This is a genomic window from Pseudomonas sp. LAIL14HWK12:I1 (genome assembly GCF_003202095.1).
Classification (GTDB): Bacteria; Pseudomonadota; Gammaproteobacteria; order Pseudomonadales; family Pseudomonadaceae; genus Aquipseudomonas; species Aquipseudomonas monteilii.
Map to the genome: position 1 here is coordinate 159247 of NZ_QJKG01000010.1, position 17535 is coordinate 176781.

The 17535-nt window shown below is 62.4% G+C and carries 19 protein-coding genes; 9 read left to right on the top strand and 10 right to left on the bottom strand.

Going from position 1 to position 17535, the window contains the following annotated elements:
- Window positions 1-91 precede the first annotated feature (91 nt).
- The 5 genes from D906_RS22450 to D906_RS22470 all read left to right on the top strand — a co-directional run bounded on the left by D906_RS22450 (window position 92) and on the right by D906_RS22470 (window position 5431).
- Window positions 92-628: an ATP-dependent zinc protease gene (locus D906_RS22450; RefSeq protein ID WP_016485910.1), complete on the top strand. Its 537-nt coding sequence runs from the start codon at window positions 92-94 to the stop codon at window positions 626-628.
- A 5-nt stretch (window positions 629-633) separates the two neighbouring features.
- Entirely contained in the window at window positions 634-2169 is a 1536-nt protein-coding gene (locus tag D906_RS22455; RefSeq protein ID WP_016714745.1) for an inactive transglutaminase family protein, read from the top strand.
- A complete protein-coding gene (locus D906_RS22460) occupies window positions 2169-3149 on the top strand; it encodes an alpha-L-glutamate ligase-like protein (RefSeq protein WP_016714746.1) in 981 nt (326 codons plus the stop codon). Before D906_RS22455 ends, D906_RS22460 begins: the two co-directional genes overlap by 1 nt.
- 124 nt (window positions 3150-3273) lie before the next feature.
- Entirely contained in the window at window positions 3274-4617 is a 1344-nt protein-coding gene (gene pabB / locus D906_RS22465; RefSeq protein ID WP_019097592.1) for an aminodeoxychorismate synthase component I, read from the top strand.
- Window positions 4618-4696: 79 nt separating this feature from the next.
- Complete coding sequence (locus tag D906_RS22470) at window positions 4697-5431, top strand: phosphoadenylyl-sulfate reductase (protein ID WP_019097591.1); 735 nt, start codon at window positions 4697-4699, stop codon at window positions 5429-5431.
- A gap of 38 nt (window positions 5432-5469) precedes the next feature.
- Here the strand turns inward: D906_RS22470 and cysB are convergent, their stop codons facing one another.
- The 3 genes from cysB to D906_RS22485 all read right to left on the bottom strand — a co-directional run bounded on the left by cysB (window position 5470) and on the right by D906_RS22485 (window position 8142).
- Window positions 5470-6444: an HTH-type transcriptional regulator CysB gene (gene cysB, locus D906_RS22475; protein WP_010953293.1), complete on the bottom strand. Its 975-nt coding sequence runs from the start codon at window positions 6442-6444 to the stop codon at window positions 5470-5472.
- Between the two features lie 128 nt (window positions 6445-6572).
- Window positions 6573-7070: a universal stress protein gene (locus D906_RS22480; protein WP_016714749.1), complete on the bottom strand. Its 498-nt coding sequence runs from the start codon at window positions 7068-7070 to the stop codon at window positions 6573-6575.
- A gap of 124 nt (window positions 7071-7194) precedes the next feature.
- On the bottom strand, window positions 7195-8142 hold the full coding sequence (locus tag D906_RS22485) for a putative 2-dehydropantoate 2-reductase (RefSeq protein ID WP_019097590.1): 948 nt from the start codon (window positions 8140-8142) through the stop codon (window positions 7195-7197).
- 232 nt (window positions 8143-8374) lie between these two features.
- Here D906_RS22485 and D906_RS22490 point away from each other — a divergent pair, with 232 nt between their 5' ends.
- Window positions 8375-9451 carry a 3-deoxy-7-phosphoheptulonate synthase gene (locus tag D906_RS22490; protein WP_019097589.1) on the top strand — a complete coding sequence of 359 codons (1077 nt, stop codon included), beginning with the start codon at window positions 8375-8377 and terminating at the stop codon, window positions 9449-9451.
- 64 nt (window positions 9452-9515) lie between these two features.
- Here the strand turns inward: D906_RS22490 and D906_RS22495 are convergent, their stop codons facing one another.
- A complete protein-coding gene (locus D906_RS22495; protein ID WP_016714752.1) occupies window positions 9516-9797 on the bottom strand; it encodes a GNAT family N-acetyltransferase in 282 nt (93 codons plus the stop codon).
- Window positions 9798-10305: 508 nt separating this feature from the next.
- Between D906_RS22495 and oprI the strand changes: the two genes are divergently transcribed.
- On the top strand, window positions 10306-10557 hold the full coding sequence (oprI, locus tag D906_RS22500; protein WP_003259780.1) for an outer membrane lipoprotei OprI: 252 nt from the start codon (window positions 10306-10308) through the stop codon (window positions 10555-10557).
- 132 nt (window positions 10558-10689) lie between these two features.
- Here oprI and D906_RS22505 read toward each other — a convergent pair whose 3' ends face one another.
- From D906_RS22505 to D906_RS22515, 3 genes are all read right to left on the bottom strand, one after another.
- The gene (locus D906_RS22505; protein ID WP_016714753.1) at window positions 10690-11667 is read right to left on the bottom strand and encodes a L,D-transpeptidase family protein; all 978 of its coding nucleotides are present in this window, start codon (window positions 11665-11667) and stop codon (window positions 10690-10692) included.
- A 114-nt stretch (window positions 11668-11781) separates the two neighbouring features.
- The gene (locus D906_RS22510; RefSeq protein ID WP_016714754.1) at window positions 11782-12072 is read right to left on the bottom strand and encodes a hypothetical protein; all 291 of its coding nucleotides are present in this window, start codon (window positions 12070-12072) and stop codon (window positions 11782-11784) included.
- Window positions 12073-12130: 58 nt separating this feature from the next.
- Entirely contained in the window at window positions 12131-12736 is a 606-nt protein-coding gene (locus D906_RS22515; protein WP_019097588.1) for an arylesterase, read from the bottom strand.
- 10 nt (window positions 12737-12746) lie between these two features.
- On the opposite strand from D906_RS22515, the gene D906_RS22520 reads away from it, so the two are divergent.
- Both D906_RS22520 and D906_RS22525 read left to right on the top strand, forming a co-directional pair.
- Window positions 12747-13430, top strand: a complete 684-nt coding sequence (locus D906_RS22520; protein WP_025754398.1) for an ABC transporter ATP-binding protein — start codon at window positions 12747-12749, stop codon at window positions 13428-13430.
- Window positions 13430-15937 (top strand): ABC transporter permease, encoded by a 2508-nt coding sequence (locus tag D906_RS22525; RefSeq protein WP_027615736.1) that lies wholly within the window; start codon window positions 13430-13432, stop codon window positions 15935-15937. The genes D906_RS22520 and D906_RS22525 overlap by 1 nt, the downstream gene beginning before the upstream one ends.
- Before the next feature lie 64 nt (window positions 15938-16001).
- Here the strand turns inward: D906_RS22525 and greB are convergent, their stop codons facing one another.
- From greB to D906_RS22540, 3 genes are all read right to left on the bottom strand, one after another.
- Complete coding sequence (greB, locus tag D906_RS22530; RefSeq protein WP_019097174.1) at window positions 16002-16475, bottom strand: transcription elongation factor GreB; 474 nt, start codon at window positions 16473-16475, stop codon at window positions 16002-16004.
- 11 nt (window positions 16476-16486) lie between these two features.
- Window positions 16487-16795: a hypothetical protein gene (locus D906_RS22535; RefSeq protein WP_019097175.1), complete on the bottom strand. Its 309-nt coding sequence runs from the start codon at window positions 16793-16795 to the stop codon at window positions 16487-16489.
- Window positions 16796-17018: 223 nt separating this feature from the next.
- Window positions 17019-17456 carry a DoxX family protein gene (locus D906_RS22540; protein WP_019097176.1) on the bottom strand — a complete coding sequence of 146 codons (438 nt, stop codon included), beginning with the start codon at window positions 17454-17456 and terminating at the stop codon, window positions 17019-17021.
- Window positions 17457-17535 lie beyond the last annotated feature (79 nt).

The following is a 17535-nucleotide window of genomic DNA, read 5'->3' on the forward strand; positions in this document are numbered from 1 at the left end:
GTTGACAGATTAACGAGGAAGCTTGCGCAGTCGTTGCCAGTCGCCTTGCCCTTAACATAGCCCGAACCTTGCACTGCACCGCGCCAGGATTATGAGACTTACACCCGTTTTATTGCTGCTATGCCTCACCCTGCTACCGGCCCTTGGCCAGGCGGCGGGCAAGACCGTGTATGGTCTCAACGAATACGCCCGCCTGGGCGACCTGGACCTGGAAGTGGCCGCCAAGCTCGATACCGGTGCCAAGACCGCATCGCTCAGCGCCCGCGACATCAAGCGTTTCAAGCGCAACGGCGAAAGCTGGGTGCGCTTCTACCTGGCCATCGATGCGGCGCACTCGCACCCGATCGAACGCCCGCTGGCACGCGTGAGCAAGATCAAGCGCCGGGCCGGCGACTATGATGCCGAATCGGGCAAGGCCTATACCGCCCGCCCGGTCATCGAACTCGAAATCTGCATGGGCCAGGCCATGCGCACCATCGAAGTCAACCTCACCGACCGCAGCGCGTTCCAATTCCCGCTGCTGATCGGCTCCGAGGCGCTCAAGCACTTCGACGCGCTGGTCGACCCAAGCCTTAAATATGCGGCCGGCAAACCTGCCTGTGCCACCGACGCTCCCAAAGCAGAGTAATCCCGATGCGCTCTCTTACCCTCCATCTGAAAGTCCTGATCACCGTGCTGGTGCTGCTGGGCGTGGCGGTCACGGCTTATCAGATCTTCTTCCTCGGCATCCCGGTGACCGAGGATGAAACCGACGACCTGTGGAACATCGACGCCAAGGTCGAGTTCGTGGCCAGCACCAAGGACCCGGTCAAGGTGCAGATGTTCGTGCCACCGCTGAACCGCGACTACGTCAGCCTTAACGAGAGCTTCATCTCCAACAACTACGGGGTCAGCGTCAACCGCGCCGACGGCAACCGCAAGGTTACCTGGTCGGCCCGCCGCGCCAGCGGCAACCAGACCCTGTACTACCGCCTGGTGCTGACCAAGCGCTACAGCAACGAGAAGACCACCGTCAAAGGCCCGACCTTCCGTGACAGCCTGGCGATCGAAGGCCCCGAGAAGATTGCCGCCGAAGCCCTGATGGCGCCGATTCGCCAGCACTCCGCCGACGTCGAGACCTTCGTCAGCGAGACCATCAAGCGGGTCAACAACCTCAACGACGACAACGTCAAGCTGCTGCTGGCCGGCGACACCTCGCCAATGAAAAAGGCCCAGATCATCGACCTGCTGCTGTCGATTGCCCATGTGCCGATGGAGAAGGTGCACACCATCCGCCTGGTGGCCGATACCCCGCAAACCCCGGAGCTGTGGCTGCGCAGTTTCAACGGTAACGACTGGTTGTACTTCAACCCGGACACGGGCGAGCAGGGTCTGCCTAGCGACCGCCTGCTGTGGTGGACCGGTGACGACAACCTGATCACCGTCGATGGCGGCAAGAAAGCCAACGTCACCTTCAGCATGAACAACAGCGAGATGAACGCCATCCGCCTGGCCAAGCTGACCGACGAGAACACCGACGCCGACTTCCTCGAATACTCGCTGTACGGCTTGCCGCTGCAGACCCAGCAAACCTTCATGATCATGGTGATGATCCCGATCGGCGTGCTGGTGATCCTGGTATTGCGCAACCTGATCGGCCTGCAGACCCTGGGCACCTTCACCCCGGTACTGATCGCCCTGGCCTTCCGCGAGACCCAGCTGGGCTTCGGCATCGTGCTGTTCACGGTCATCACGGCCTTGGGCCTGTCGCTACGCTCGTACCTGGAACACCTCAAGCTGCAGATGCTGCCGCGCCTGTCGGTGGTACTCACCTTTGTCGTGGTACTGATCGCCGCCATCAGCCTGTTCAGCCACAAGCTGGGCCTTGAGCGCGGGCTGTCGGTGGCACTGTTCCCGATGGTGATCCTGACCATGACCATCGAACGCCTGTCCATTACCTGGGAAGAACGTGGCGGTGGTCATGCCATGAAAGTGGCCATCGGCACCCTGTTCGCCGCGTCGCTTGCGCACCTGCTGATGATGGTGCCGGAACTGGTGTACTTCGTGTTCACCTTCCCTGCCGTGCTGTTGATCCTGGTGGGCTTCATGCTGGCGATGGGCCGCTACCGCGGTTACCGCCTGACCGAGCTCGTGCGCTTCAAGGCATTCCTGAAGAAGGCTGACGCCTGATGTTTGGCCTGATCAAGACGTGGAAAGCCCTGGAGGCCCGGGGCATCATGGGTATCAACCGGCGTAACGCGGACTACGTGTTGAAGTACAACAAGCGCCACCTGTACCCGATTGTCGACGACAAGATCATCACCAAGGAGCGTGCCCTGGCGGCCGGCATCCATGTGCCGGAAATGTACGGCATCATCGAGACCGAAAAAGAGATCGAAAAGCTCGACCAGATCATTGGCGGGCGCAGCGACTTCGTCATCAAGCCGGCGCAGGGTGCCGGCGGTGATGGCATCCTGGTCATCGCCGACCGCTTCGAGGACCGCTACCGCACAGTGTCGGGCAAGATCATCAGCCATGAGGAAATCGAGCACCAGATCTCGAGCATCCTCACCGGCCTGTACTCGCTGGGCGGCCACCGCGACCGCGCGCTGATCGAGTACCGGGTTACCCCCGACCAGATCTTCAAGAGCATCAGCTACGAAGGCGTGCCGGACATCCGCATCATCGTGCTGATGGGCTACCCGGTCATGGCCATGCTGCGCCTGCCGACCCGCCAGTCTGGCGGCAAGGCCAACCTGCACCAGGGCGCCATCGGCGTGGGTGTTGACCTGGCCACCGGCGTGACCCTGCGCGGCACCTGGCTGAACAACATCATCAGCAAGCACCCGGACACCACCAATGCGGTGGACGGCGTGCAACTGCCGAACTGGGATGGTTTCATGAAGCTGGCGGCCGGCTGCTATGAGCTGTGCGGCCTGGGCTACATTGGCGTGGACATGGTGCTGGACCAGGACAAAGGCCCGCTGATTCTGGAACTCAACGCCCGCCCGGGCCTGAACATCCAGATTGCCAACGACTGCGGCCTGACCCAGCGCACCCATGCCATTGAGGCGCACATTGAAGCGCTGGCAAAAGATGGTATTACTGAAGATGCCGAACAGCGCGTTCGTGTAGCACAGGGGTTGTTCGGGCACGTGCCCAACCGCTGAAATATTGGGGCTGCTTTGCAGCCCCTGCATAAAACACAATGTTGAATGTCGCGCCCAGTGCTAGGCGCTTTTCCTACACAGGTCTACAATCGCCCTCCTCGCTTTTACATCGCCGTCCACACTGATGCCGACCTGTACGCTGCACCCCCTGCCCTACCAGCCCGACCCTGCTGCCTATTTCGCCCGCCTGCGCCAGGCCCCCGGCGCGATCCTGCTCGACAGCGCCCGCCCCGGCGCCGAACGCGGTCGCTTCGACCTGCTCAGCGCCTGGCCGCTGCAACAGTTGCAAGCGCAGCCCGATGAAGACGGCCGCGCCTTCCTCCAGCGCCTGCGTGCCGGCCTGGCGCAACTGGGCCACGCAGGCTTGCCCAAGGGCGTTGAACTGCCCTTTGCCGGTGGCCTGATCGGCTACCTGAGCTACGACTTCGGCCGTCGGCTGGAACACCTGCCAAGCCTGGCTGTGGACGACCTCGGCCTGCCTGACGCGCAACTGGGCCTGTACACCTGGGCCCTGGTCAGCGACCACCTGCAAGGTACCAGCCAGTTGGTGTTCCACCCGAGCCTGGCAAGCGACGAGCGAGAACGCCTGATCGGCCTGTTCGAAGGCAGTCGCTGCACCGAAACCGGTGACTTCCAGTTGCTCGCCCCAATGGCTGGTGACCTGCAGCCGGAACAGTACAAAGCCGCTTTCGACCAGGTACAGCGCTACATCCAGGCCGGTGACTGCTATCAAATCAACCTGACTCAACGCTTCCGCGCCCCCTGCCAGGGTGACCCCTGGCGAGCTTACCAGGCCCTGCGCAAGGTATGCCCCACGCCGTTTTCCGGCTACCAGCAATTGGCTGACGGCAGCGCCTTGCTGAGCTTTTCGCCCGAGCGCTTCATCCGTGTCAGCGAGGGCCAGGTGGAAACCCGGCCAATCAAAGGCACCCGCCCGCGCGCCAGCGACCCAGATGAAGACGCACGCAATGCCGAGGAGCTGCTGCGCAGCCCCAAGGACCGCTCGGAAAATCTGATGATTGTCGACCTGCTGCGCAACGACCTGGGGCGCAGCTGCGAAATCGGCTCGGTGAAAGTACCGGAGCTGTTCAGCCTGGAGAGCTACCCCAACGTCCATCACCTGGTCAGCAGTGTCACCGGCCAGCTTGCCAGCGACAAGGATGCCCTGGACCTGATCGGCGACAGTTTCCCCGGCGGATCGATCACCGGCGCGCCGAAAATTCGCGCCATGCAGATCATCGACGAGCTGGAACCTGCGCGGCGGGCGCTGTACTGCGGCTCGCTGCTGTATGTGGATGTGCGCGGCGAGATGGACAGCTCGATTGCCATTCGCAGCCTGCTGGTCAAAAACGGCCAGGTCAGCTGCTGGGGTGGCGGCGCGGTAGTGGCTGACTCCGAATGGCAGGCCGAATATGAAGAGTCGATCGCCAAAGTGCGGGTGTTGATGCAGACCTTGCAGGGCTTGTGAATCCGTCTAGCCCGCGTTTTTTTGTTACCATCACCTTACTACGAGCGCACAGCGCCACAGCCAAGATGGAAACCGCCTGATGAGCCAACCCTTCGACGTCGCCGCCCTGGCCGCGACCTATGCCAACAAGTCCCCGCAGGACATCCTCAAGCTTGCCTTCGAGCACTTTGGTGATGACCTGTGGATCTCCTTCAGCGGCGCCGAGGACGTGGTGCTGGTCGACATGGCCTGGAAGCTGAACAAGCAGGTCAAGGTGTTCAGCCTCGACACCGGCCGACTGCACCCGGAGACCTACCGGTTCATCGACCAGGTGCGCGAGCAGTACAACCTGCCAATCGAAATCCTCAGCCCGGACCGCGACAGGCTTGACCCGTTCGTGAAAGAAAAGGGCCTGTTCAGCTTCTACAAGGACGGCCACGGCGAGTGCTGCGGCATCCGCAAGATCGAGCCGCTGCGCCGCAAGCTGGCTACCGTGAGCGCCTGGGCCACCGGCCAGCGCCGCGACCAGAGCCCGGGCACCCGCAGCCAGGTAGCGGCACTGGAAATCGACAGCGCCTTCTCCACACCCGAGCGCACGCTTTACAAGTTCAACCCGCTGGCGCAGATGAGCAGCGAGGAAGTGTGGGGTTATATCCGCATGCTTGAGCTGCCGTACAACAGCCTGCATGAGCGCGGCTTCATCAGCATTGGCTGCGAGCCTTGCACCCGGCCGGTGCTGCCGAACCAGCATGAGCGCGAGGGGCGCTGGTGGTGGGAAGAGTCGACACAGAAGGAATGCGGGTTGCACGCGGGCAACCTGATCAGCAAGGCTTGAAATAACCGGGGCTGCTTTGCAGCCCCTGCATTTGCGGATCAGTGCACCGGCAGTTCGACACCTTCGAACAGCTCTTCCAGTTCCTGCTTGTTATGGCATTGAATGGCCTTGGCCATCACTTCGCGGGTCAGGTGCGGGGCGAACTTCTCGATGAAGTCGCACATGAAGCCACGCAGGAAGGTGCCACGGCGGAAGCCGATCTTCGTGATACTGGCCTCGAACAGCTCGCTGGCATCCAGCGCCACCAGGTCGCTGTCGAGCTTGGCATCCACAGCCATGCCCGCCACGATACCCACGCCCAGCCCCAGGCGCACATAGGTCTTGATAACGTCGGCGTCGGCCGCGGTGAACACCACTTTCGGCGTGAGGCCGCGGTGGTTGAACGCTTCGTCCAGCTTCGAGCGCCCGGTAAAACCGAACACATAGGTAACGATCGGGTATTCGGCAACCGCTTCCAGAGTGAGTTTCGGCAGCTTGGCCAGCGGGTGACCCTGCGGCACCACCACGCAACGGTTCCACTTGTAGCACGGCATCATGATCAGGTCGCCGAACAGCTCTAGTGCCTCGGTGGCGATGGCGAAGTCTACCGTGCCGTCTGCTGCCATCTCGGCGATCTGCATGGGCGAACCCTGGTGCATGTGCAGGGACACTTCCGGGTATTGCTTGATGAAGCTACTGATCACCGGCGGCAAGGCATAGCGCGCCTGAGTGTGGGTGGTGGCGATGGACAGCGTACCCTTCTTCTCGTTAGAGAACTCCTGGGCAATCTGCTTGATGCTTTCGACCTTGCGCAGGATTTCGCCGGCGGTATTGATGATGCGCTCGCCGGCCGGCGTGACGCGGGTCAGGTGCTTGCCGCTACGCGCAAAGACTTCAACACCCAGTTCGTCTTCGAGCAGGCGGATCTGCTTGCTGATACCTGGCTGGGAGGTATACAGGCTCTGCGCCGTCGCGGAGACGTTGAGGTCATGGTGCGCCACTTCCCAGATGTAGCGCAGTTGTTGAAGCTTCATAGGTTCCCCTCGGTTCAGCGATGAGTCCGCGGCAGCAGGCAGCGACGATATATAACTATATTAGTGGTTCTGGAAATAAATCTAGAACTATTTTGTTACATGCCCCCGGAAATAGCCTACAGCCATCTTCATGCTTTTCTACGCCCCAAGTGCTGCGCCAACGGCACCATGTACACCGGCACCGGCGACAGCTGCAGCAGCCGAACCGCCGTTCGCCCCAGCGGTACATCCACGCCGGCACCGGCGCTGTGGCTGCCGAAGATCAGCAGGTCGACACTCAACCGCTGTGCCTGGTCAAGGATTACCTGCGCGGGGTCACCTTGGCGTACCCGCACCGCCTTGATCACCGCGAGGTCGGCCTCCTCGCCCAGCTCATCACGAAAGTTTTCCAGCACGCGCTGCTCGATGTTGGCCATCACCGTGTTCACGCCCTGGCTGTGCAACTGGTCAAGCGTCTGCTCATCAAGGTAGCTTTGCAGGAGGGATTCGGCGAACTGCCCCATGGGTTCCACCGCATGGATCACATACAACTCGGCATTGAACGTACGCGCCAGTGCCAGCGCGTGTTGCATCACAAAAGGTGCGTAGACACCGAGGTCGGTGGCGTACAGCATGGAGCGGATCATTCGACCTCCTCGACTGCCGCAGCGGCAGAGCAAGCTTCAGCTTAGCAGCGCGCCGGATGCACGCTTTGCCGTCCGGCGCGCTACTGGTGCGGGCTGAAGCGCCCAGCCGAGGTCAGTGCCGCCCTCAGTGAGGCCGGTGGTTGCTGTCGAGAAAGCTCAGCGCCTGATAGAGCATTTCCATACGCGGCAAGCAGCAACCTGCCGCACGCGCACGTGCCAGCGGCTCGGCATAGATAGCCTGCAATTCCAGTGGGCGTTTGAACGTATGGTCGTGATACATGCTTGGCCAGTAGTCGGGCATGCGCTCTGTAACCTGGAACAAGTGCTCGGCATACCCCTTAGGCAACACGTGGCCACAGGCTGCAGCGCCCTGCACCACCTCGGCCATCAATGCCTGGATGAGATCACGGCTGTGACTGTCTGCCATCAGCGGCATGGTGCTAGCCCCCAGCAGCACCGACAGCCCATTGTAGGGCACGTTCCACACCAGCTTCTGCCAGCGCGCCGCGTCGAGATTTGGCATGGCCTGCGAATCGATGCCCGCGCGTTTGAACAACGCCACCCCTTCATCGACCAGCCCGGTACCGCCGTCACTTGCCGGCCCACTGTGGTAACCCAGGTTGACAGCCCCGAGTGCCTGATGGCGGATCACACCTGGCGCATGACGGTTGACGCAGATGAAGCACAGGCCGCCCAGCAGATGCATGTCGCTACGCAAGGACGGGCGCAATTGCTCCTCCACCCCCAGGCCGTTCTGCAGCAGTACGACCTTGGCGCCGGGTGCGGCGGCCTGCACGACCAGAGGTGCGAGCTGATCATTGCTGGTGGCCTTGGCACCGATCAGCAACCAGTCGCAAGGCGGCATGTCGGCGGCACTGGCATAGGCTTGCACCTGCATCTGCAACGCACCATGCACGTCACTGTCCAGGGTCAGCCCTTGCTCCCTGACGGCCTGGTACTCGCTGCGCAACAGAAAATGCACATCGAAACCGGCCCGGGCCAGCATCAACCCATAAAAGCCGCCGATGGCGCCACTGCCGATGATACCGATGCGAGGGGTGTGTGGATGCATGCCGATCTCCGAGTATGAAGTCAGCCCTCTTTTTACACAGGTTACGCAGCGCTGGGCAGCCCATTCGCGCGCAACGCACTCGAACACGGAAAAACCCCACAATGACTGGGCCAAGCCCATTGTCGCGCCACCTGTAACGCGCTAAGGTTCGGCTCCCCGCTGCGAATATTCTTGCTGCTGGGCCGCACGGGGATAGCTGGCGGCCGGCACCCGTGACCTGACGAGTAACACGATGGCTGATTTACCGATCGATGACTTGAACGTTGCCTCCAACGAGACCCTGATCACCCCCGATCAGCTCAAGAAGGAAATCCCCCTCAGCGCCAAGGCCCTGCAGACCGTGACTGCCGGCCGTGAAGTGGTGCGCAATATTCTCGACGGCAAGGACCATCGCCTGTTCGTCGTGGTCGGCCCTTGCTCCATCCACGACATCAAGGCCGCCCACGAGTACGCCGAGCGCCTGAAGGTGCTGGCCGAAGAAGTGTCCGATACGCTGTACCTGGTCATGCGCGTGTACTTCGAAAAACCACGCACCACCGTGGGCTGGAAAGGCCTGATCAACGACCCGTACCTGGATGACTCGTTCAAGATCCAGGACGGCCTGCACATTGGCCGTCAGCTGCTGCTGGACCTGGCCGAGATGGGCCTGCCGACCGCCACCGAGGCGCTCGACCCGATTTCCCCGCAATACCTGCAAGACCTGATCAGCTGGTCGGCCATCGGCGCCCGCACCACCGAATCGCAAACCCACCGCGAGATGGCCTCGGGCCTGTCTTCGGCGGTCGGCTTCAAGAACGGCACCGACGGCGGCCTGACCGTTGCCATCAACGCCTTGCAGTCGGTCTCCAAGCCACACCGCTTCCTCGGCATCAACCAGGAAGGCGGCGTGTCGATCGTCACCACCAAGGGCAACCCTTACGGCCATGTGGTACTGCGCGGCGGCAACGGCAAGCCGAACTACGACTCGGTCAGCGTCGCCCTGTGCGAGCAGGACCTGGCCAAGGCCAGGATCAAGGCCAACATCATGGTCGATTGCAGCCACGCCAACTCCAACAAGGACCCGGCCCTGCAACCGCTGGTGATGGAGAACGTTGCCAACCAGATCCTCGAAGGCAACCAGTCGATCATCGGCCTGATGGTCGAGAGCCACCTGAACTGGGGCTGCCAGTCGATCCCGAAAAACCTGGAAGAGTTGCAGTATGGCGTCTCGATCACCGATGCCTGCATCGACTGGTCGGCTACCGAGAAAACCCTGCGCAGCATGCGTACCAAGCTCAAGGATGTGCTACCGCAGCGTAAGCGCGGCTGAGCATTGCAATAAACAAAACGCCGGGCATTGCCCGGCGTTTTTGTATCTGATGCCTTTCGGCAGCTCAGGCCTTGCTGGAATGCCGCTGCTGGCGCTCCATGTAGCGTTCCACATACGAGCAGGACGGAATGACCGTGTAACCCATTTGCTCGGCGTACGCCAAGGCCTGCTCGGTCAACGCGGCGGCAATCCCGCGGCCCCGCAAGGCGTTCGGCACGAAGGTGCGATAGATGTCCAGCGTCTGCTTGCCCAGATCCATGTACGTCAGGTAGGCACGATGACCGTCCACGTTGGTCTCGAACTGATGACCGGCCTGGTCATGGTGGATGGTCAGCGCTTCGCTCATCACTACTCCTCGCAGGTCTTCTCGGCAGACCCATACCTTCACCGATGGTGGTTTATCCGGCACAGAATCCTCTATGCCACCTGTTGCCCCTTCGACCTCTGGACGATTGCAATCGTTCGGATTCTCTGGCACTCACAAGATAGTAGGCGCCGCAAACGGGATTGCTCAAGGCGGTAGCGGCTAAAAATGGCGAAAATGCCCGGAATGCGACTCTTCCCTGCACGTTCAACAGCCACCGGATGTTGTAGGGCTTAAGACGTCGAAGGACAGTTAAAGTCACCCTTAGTTCAACAAAAAAGTTCCTGTAGTACAACCGCTTGCGAACCCTGCACGTTTTTTTCACACACGCGTCGCAAATCTTGTCGGCACGGCGTCAAGCAACATTTTTTTTGCAGTTCTTGCGCTCAGTCAGTTTACTTACTACAAGTAATGGGTACTATGTACGCCGGCCAGTTTCTCTTTTCCTGAGAGATGGCTATTTAATAGAAAGTCCTTGAAGGGGAACACGATGAACAACGTTCTGAAATTCTCTGCTCTGGCTCTGGCCGCAGTTCTGGCTACCGGTTGCAGCAGCGTATCCAAAGAAACCGAAGCTCGTCTGACTGCGACTGAAGACGCAGCAGCTCGCGCTCAAGCTCGTGCTGACGAAGCTTACCGTAAGGCTGACGACGCACTGGCAGCCGCTCAGAAGGCTCAGCAGACCGCTGACGAAGCCAACGAGCGCGCTCTGCGTATGCTGGACAAAGCCAGCCGCAAGTAATAGTCCTCACGGATTGTTATGGAGCCGACCCACTTGTGGGTCGGCTTTTTTATTGCCTGTATACAACGCAAACGCGCCCCGCAGATACGAAAAGGCCCGCACTGAGGCGGGCCCGGGTGTGTCGCGAATACCTTACTGCAGTTCGGGCGGTATGCTCGTCACCATCGGCGCATTGCCCTGGTTTTGCACCGGCACGGCAATTTCTACCGGCATGCCATCTTCTGCAGCCACCACGTCACGCACCATGTCCCAGTTCATGCGCAGGTTGTTGGCCAGGTCTTCCCGCTTGAGCAAGGCGTTGATAACCGCAGTGTGTTTGTCGACCACCGACGGGTTACCCTGGTCGTCCAGCGGCGTGTGCGCCTCCAGATAGACCTTGCCGCCACTGATACCGAACTTGTAGGGCTCGTTGATGATGCGTACCGGCGTACCGACCGGCACCATCTTCGACAGTTCCAGCACGTTGTTGTTGAGCATGCGGAAGCAACCGTGACTGGTACGCATGCCGATACCGAACTTCTTGTTCGACCCGTGGATCAGATAGCCCGGCACGCCCAAGGTGAACTTGAACGGCCCCAGCGGGTTATCCGGACCTGCCGGCACCACGGCCGGCAGGATGTCACCGTCTGCCGCGTGTTCTTTACGGATAGAGGCAGGTGGCGTCCAGGTCGGGTTCGGCGTTTTGGCGGTGATCTTGGTGTTGGCGATCGGCGACCCCCACCCCTCACGACCAATACCCAGCGGGAAGGTATGCACTACGTTCTGCCCTTTCGGAAAGTAATACATACGGTACTCGGCAAGGTTGATGACGATACCTTCACGCGGGCCCGGCGGCAGGATGTAGCGGGTCGGCAGGATGATCTCGGTGCCGGCGCCCGGTAGCCACGGATCGACGCCCGGGTTGGCGGCGATCATTTCCAGATAGCCGAGGTCGTTGGCGGTGCCGATGTCGGCGAACGTGTCCTCGTACTTGGCCTTGATCGTATGCACCTGGCCGACGATGTCTTCACCGGGCGGTGGCAGTGGCAATTCCAGCGCAGCAGCGGGGCCCGCTACCAGCAGGGCGGCCAGGGACAGGCTACGGGTGACGACAGGAAAGCGCGGCAACATCCGGTAAATCCTTCGAAAGATAGGTCAAGAGGAACGATTGTACACCCGCCTTGATGCAAGCGGGAGGCATTGGCGCCCATGCAAGCGTTTCAGATGATGAAAGGTGCTTGCCGCTCAGCTGGCCTGCAGTTCTGGCCAGACCGGGCGCATGCCGCGCCGCTGGGCATCGAGGATGGCACGGCACAGGTCACACAGGCGGCTGTCACGGTAGATGGCGCGCGGCACGGCCGACCAGCGCGGCTGCGCAGGCAGCAGGCCGCCGCACAAGGTGCGGTCTACCGGCACGCCCAGCTCAAGCTGGCGAGCCACCAGGTGAACGCGGATTTCCTGGCAGGCGAACAGGTCGAGCTGCTCATCGGGCTCGATCAGTTGGTAGGCATACAGGGACCAGGCAGGGCGCGGCATCGGGGGCACTCGAAACGGGGGGCGCAACATTAGCCGAAAGCCGGCCCCGTTTAAAGCGTCAGAGCAAGGGTTTTATCGCCGGCCAGGCATTTTCCAGCAAGCGCTGCTGGGCACCCTGGGCCGGGTGGATGCCATCGGCCTGCATCAACTCAGGCACACCCCCTATTCCTTCGAGGAAAAACGGCACCAATGGCACCTGTTTATCCGCCGCCAGCTGTTCATACACCTTGGCGAATGCGGTGGTATAGCGCACGCCATAATTGGGCGGCAGGCGCATGCCCAACAGCACGACCTTGGCGCCGGCCTGGCGTGCGCTTTCAATCATCGAGGCAAGATTTTGTTGCAATTGCGCAGGCGGCTGCCCACGCAAGCCATCGTTACCGCCCAGCTCCAGCACCACCAGGCTCGGTTTATGGGCTGCAAGCAGCGCCGGCAGCCGCGCCTGGCCACCTGCACTGGTGTCACCGCTGATCGAGGCGTTGACCACTTTATCGTCGAAACCTTCGTCCTTAAGCCGGGTCTGCAACAAAGAGACCCAACCCTGGCGGCTATCCAGGCCAAAACCGGCGCTGATACTATCGCCAACAATCAGCAGTGTTCCCGCCGCCGCGCTCTGGGCCAGGCAATACAGGGCCAGACCGGCACTCAACCACCACACTCGCATCGGATTCTCCATGGGCCCCAGCATTCTCGTTGCGCAGAACCTTAGCAAAGTGGTCCCCAGCGCGGAAGGTGACCTGACCATCCTTCACGCACTCTCCCTCGACCTGGCCCAAGGCGACAGCCTGGCCATCGTCGGCGCCTCGGGCTCCGGCAAGTCGACCCTGCTCGGTTTGCTTGCCGGCCTCGATCAGCCCAGCGCCGGCAAGGTCATCCTCGCCGGCCATGACCTGGCCCCCCTGGATGAGGACCAGCGCGCCCGGGTGCGCGCCGAACATGTGGGCTTCGTGTTCCAGTCGTTCCAGCTGCTCGACAGCCTCAACGCCCTGGAAAACGTGATGCTGCCATTGGAGCTGGACGGCCGCCGGGATGCCCGCGAACACGCGCGCACACTGCTGGAACGGGTCGGCCTCGGCAAGCGCCTGAGCCACACGCCCCGTCAACTGTCGGGCGGTGAGCAGCAGCGGGTTGCTATCGCCCGCGCCTTCGCGGCACAACCGGCGGTGCTGTTTGCCGACGAGCCCACAGGCAACCTCGACAGCCACACGGGCGAGCGCATCAGCGATTTACTGTTCGAGTTGAACAAGGAGCGCGGTACCACCCTGGTGCTGGTCACCCATGACGAACGCCTGGCCCGGCGCTGCCGCCGCCAGATCCGCCTGGACGCGGGGCGCCTGGTGGCCCCGGTGGAGGCCTGATGACCCACATGCCGTTGTCCCGCCTGTGCGGCCTGGCCCTGCGCCAGCTGCTGCGCGACATTCGCGCCAGCGAAGTGCGCGTGTTGTTCTTTGCCCTGCTGGTGGCCGTGGCGGCCAGCACCGCCATCGGCTATTTCGGCGCCCGCCTCAACGGCGCCATGCAGCTGCGGGCCAGTGAATTCCTGGGCGCCGACCTGGTGCTGCAAGGCAGCGCCCCGGCCCGTGCGCAGCAGATCGATAGCGGCACTGCACTTGGCTTGCGCCATGCACAGGTGGTCGAATTCACCAGCGTGGTAGGCGGCGACAATGGCATCCAGCTGTCCAGCGTCAAGGCCGCCGACGGCGCTTATCCGTTGCGCGGGCAGGTACGCAGTGCGCCGGCCCCTTATGCCGAGGAGATGCCTGGCGGTGGCCCGGCACCGGGTGAAGCCTGGGTCGAACCCCGCCTGCTGGCGGCGCTGGGCCTGGCGATTGGCGACAGCATCGACGTGGGCATGAAAACCCTGCGCATGAGCCGCGTGCTGACCTACGAACCCGACCGCGCCAACAACTTCTACAGCCTTACCCCCCGGGTGATGATGAACCTGGCCGACCTCGAGGCCACTGGCGTCATTCAGCCGGGTAGCCGGGTTACCTACCGCGACCTGTGGCGTGGCGATACCGAGGTACTGGCCCAATACCGCCAGGCCGTGGAAAAAGACCTGGCCGCCAACCAGCGCCTGCGCGACACCCGCGATGGCAACCAGCAGATCGGCGGCGCCCTGGGCAAGGCCGAACGCTACCTGAACATGGCCAGCCTGGTGGCGGTGCTGCTGGCAGGCGTGGCCGTGGCCCTGTCGGCCAGCCGCTATGCCGCACGCCGCCTGGACGCCAGCGCCCTGCTGCGCTGCCTGGGCCTGTCGCGCCGCCAGGCACTGGGCCTGTATTGCCTGCAACTGGCCATGCTCGGCCTGGTCGCCGCCCTGGCCGGTGCCCTGCTCGGCTGGCTGGCCCAGCTGGGCCTGTTCCGCCTGCTGCAGGGGCTGTTGCCAAGCGTGGTGCCTGCCGGTGGCATCGTTCCGGCCCTGGCCGGCATCGGGACCGGGCTGGTGGCACTGGCCGGTTTCGCCCTGCCGCCGATCGCTGCACTGGGCCAGGTGCCCCCGCTGCGGGTGCTGCGCCGCGACCTGCTGCCGATACCGCCCAGCAGTTGGCTGGTGTATGGCGCCGCGCTGTTTGCCTTGGGCCTGATCATGTGGCGCCTGAGCCTTGACCTGCTGCTCACCTTCGCCTTGCTCGGTGGCGGCCTGGTCGCCGCATTGTTGCTCGGCGGCCTGCTGTTGCTCGGTTTGCGCAGCCTGCGCCAGTTGCTGGCCGGCGCACCGCTGACCTGGCGCCTGGGGTTGGGCCAGCTGCTACGCCACCCCACGGCCGCCGCCGGCCAGGCCCTGGCCTTCGGCCTGATCCTGCTGGCCATGGCCCTGGTCGCCCTGCTGCGCGCCGAACTGCTCGACACCTGGCAAGCCCAACTGCCCAAGGATGCACCCAACCATTTCGCCCTGAACATCCTGCCGGATGACCGCGAACCGTTCGCGCAACGCCTGCACCAGGTCAATGCAGCCTCGGCGCCGCTTTACCCGGTTACGCCCGGGCGCCTGGTGCAAATCAACGAGCAGCCGGTGCAGCAAGTTGTCAGCAAAGACTCGGCGGGTGAACGCGCCGTGCAGCGAGACCTTAGCCTGACCTGGGCCGCCGAACTGCCCGAAGGCAATCAACTCACTGCCGGCAGTTGGTGGCAAGCCTTGCCGGCCGACAGCGAAATACCCGGCGTTTCGGTGGAAGCGGAGCTGGCCACCAGCCTGAAACTGCACATGGGCGACCTGCTGACCTTCGACATCGGCGGCCAGCAGCGCCAGGCCAGGGTCAGCAGCCTGCGCAGCGTGCACTGGGACAGCTTCCAGCCAAACTTCTACATGATCTTCCAGCCCGGCACGCTGCAGGGGTTGCCGACCACTTACCTGACCAGTTTCTACCTGGCACCCGGCCACGACCTGGATGTGGTGGCGCTGTCGCGGGCATTTCCGGCGGTGACCATCCTGCAGGTGGACGCCTTGCTCGACCAGCTGCGCAGCATCCTCGCCCAGGTGACCCTGGCGGTGGAGTATGTGCTGTTGTTCGTGCTGGCGGCCGGGCTGGCGGTGCTGTTCGCCGGCTTGCAGGCAACGCTGGACGAACGCATTCGCCAAGGTGCCTTGCTACGTGCGCTAGGGGCGGCGCGGCCATTGCTGGTGAAGGCGCGGCGTATCGAGTTCGGTTTGCTGGGTGCGGCCAGTGGGCTGTTGGCGGCAGTGGGTTGTGAACTGATTACCCTGGTGCTGTATCGCTATGCCTTCGATTTGCAGTGGAGCCCACACCCGTGGCTGCTGGTGTTGCCACTGGCGGGGGCGCTGCTGGTGGGCGGTGCAGGTGTGCTAGGGACGCGGCGGGCGTTGAATGCCAGCCCTTTGGCGGTGTTGCGGGAAACTTGAGTGTTACATTTGCCGGCCTCTTCGCGGGCTCGCCCGCGAAGAGGCCGGCACAAACAACATCAATCTATTGCCCGTACGAGATGCTGTTCACATACCAGGTCGCTTCACCGGTAGGCGTATGCACCAACACCTCATCGCCCTCCTCCTTTTTGAGCAAGGCACGGGCCATGGGCGAATCGATCGAGATGTAGTCGTTACGCCCGTAGATTTCGTCATAACCGACAATGCGAAACTTCATGGTCTCGCCATCATCATTCTCGATCTCGACCCAGGCGCCGAAAAACACCTTGCCTTCCTGCTGCGGCGAATAAGCCACCACCTTCACATCTTCAAGACGCTTTCGCAGATAACGCACCCTGCGGTCGATTTCGCGCAGCAGCTTCTTGTTGTACTGGTAGTCGGCGTTTTCGCTGCGATCCCCCAGGGATGCCGCCCAGGCAACCTTCTGAGTGATCTCCGGGCGATACACCCGCCACAGGTGGTCCAGCTCTTTCTTCAGCGCGTCGTGGCCTTCCGTGGTAATGATGTTGGTGCTCAACAGCGCACTCCTTAGCGGCGGGTAATCAGGCCTTGGCGCGCGATACGGGTGAGGTGGCCAATAACGTCTGCGGCCTCATCCTGCGCCGGAGCCTGGATGACGGCCAGGTCAAAACGGTCATTGCCGTACTGCGCCAGGTGGCAGCCGGTATCGGCGAACTGAATCAGAAATGCGCGCGCCTGGCCCTTGCGTCGAGACAGGCCTTCGAGGTGACGCAAAAGGGTGGGCTGATGCTGGCCGCCGAGCAGAATGCGCGGTGTGCGGGACGCCTGGTTGGCAGGCAATGGGCTTAAACAGACACTGGTACGTGGGCAACTCATGGAGCTTCTCTCCGCCTCGCGAATCCCGCTGGGCAGCGGTGGGAGGCGTCACCGAACCAGCGCTTTAGCGGTATTTCGGATAACCCGGATGGGGGCTTTCCTGCGCCCCGCAAGTAGCTGTTTAAATCGGCGCAGGCGGTATGCTAGAGCTACAAGCGGCAAGATACAAGCCTCAAACCGAAAGTGATCGGCCTGAGGCTTGGATCTTGCCGCATGGGTGGTATCAGCGGGCGATCAGGCGGTCCAGCGAGAAGCGGCCAGCGCCTTCGATCATGACGGCGACAGTGCCCGCCAGCAGGGCCAGGGCGAACTCATAGCCGTTATTGGACATGAACAGGCCGTTGCCGATATGCACCGAGAAGATCGCCACCACCAGTGTCACGGTCAGCGCCAGCGCCGCCGGGCGGGCCAGCAGGCCGATCACCAGGGCCAGGCCGCCGAAGAATTCTGCGCTGCCGGACAGCAAGGCCATCAGGTAACCCGGCGCCAGGCCGATGCTTTCCATCCACTGGCCGGTACCTTCCAGGCCATAACCGCCAAACAGGCCGAAGAGTTTTTGCGCGCCATGCGCCATGAAGATGATGCCAACCAGGATGCGGATCACGCTGAGGCCAGCGCCGGCGCGGGTGGAGAACAGGGCGTTGAGGGTCGTGTTGTTCATGTCGAAGCGTCCTTGAAGCGGAGAAGTTGTGTTGGGTTGGGCGCCATCATAATCAATTCAATAGATATGAAAATGGCAA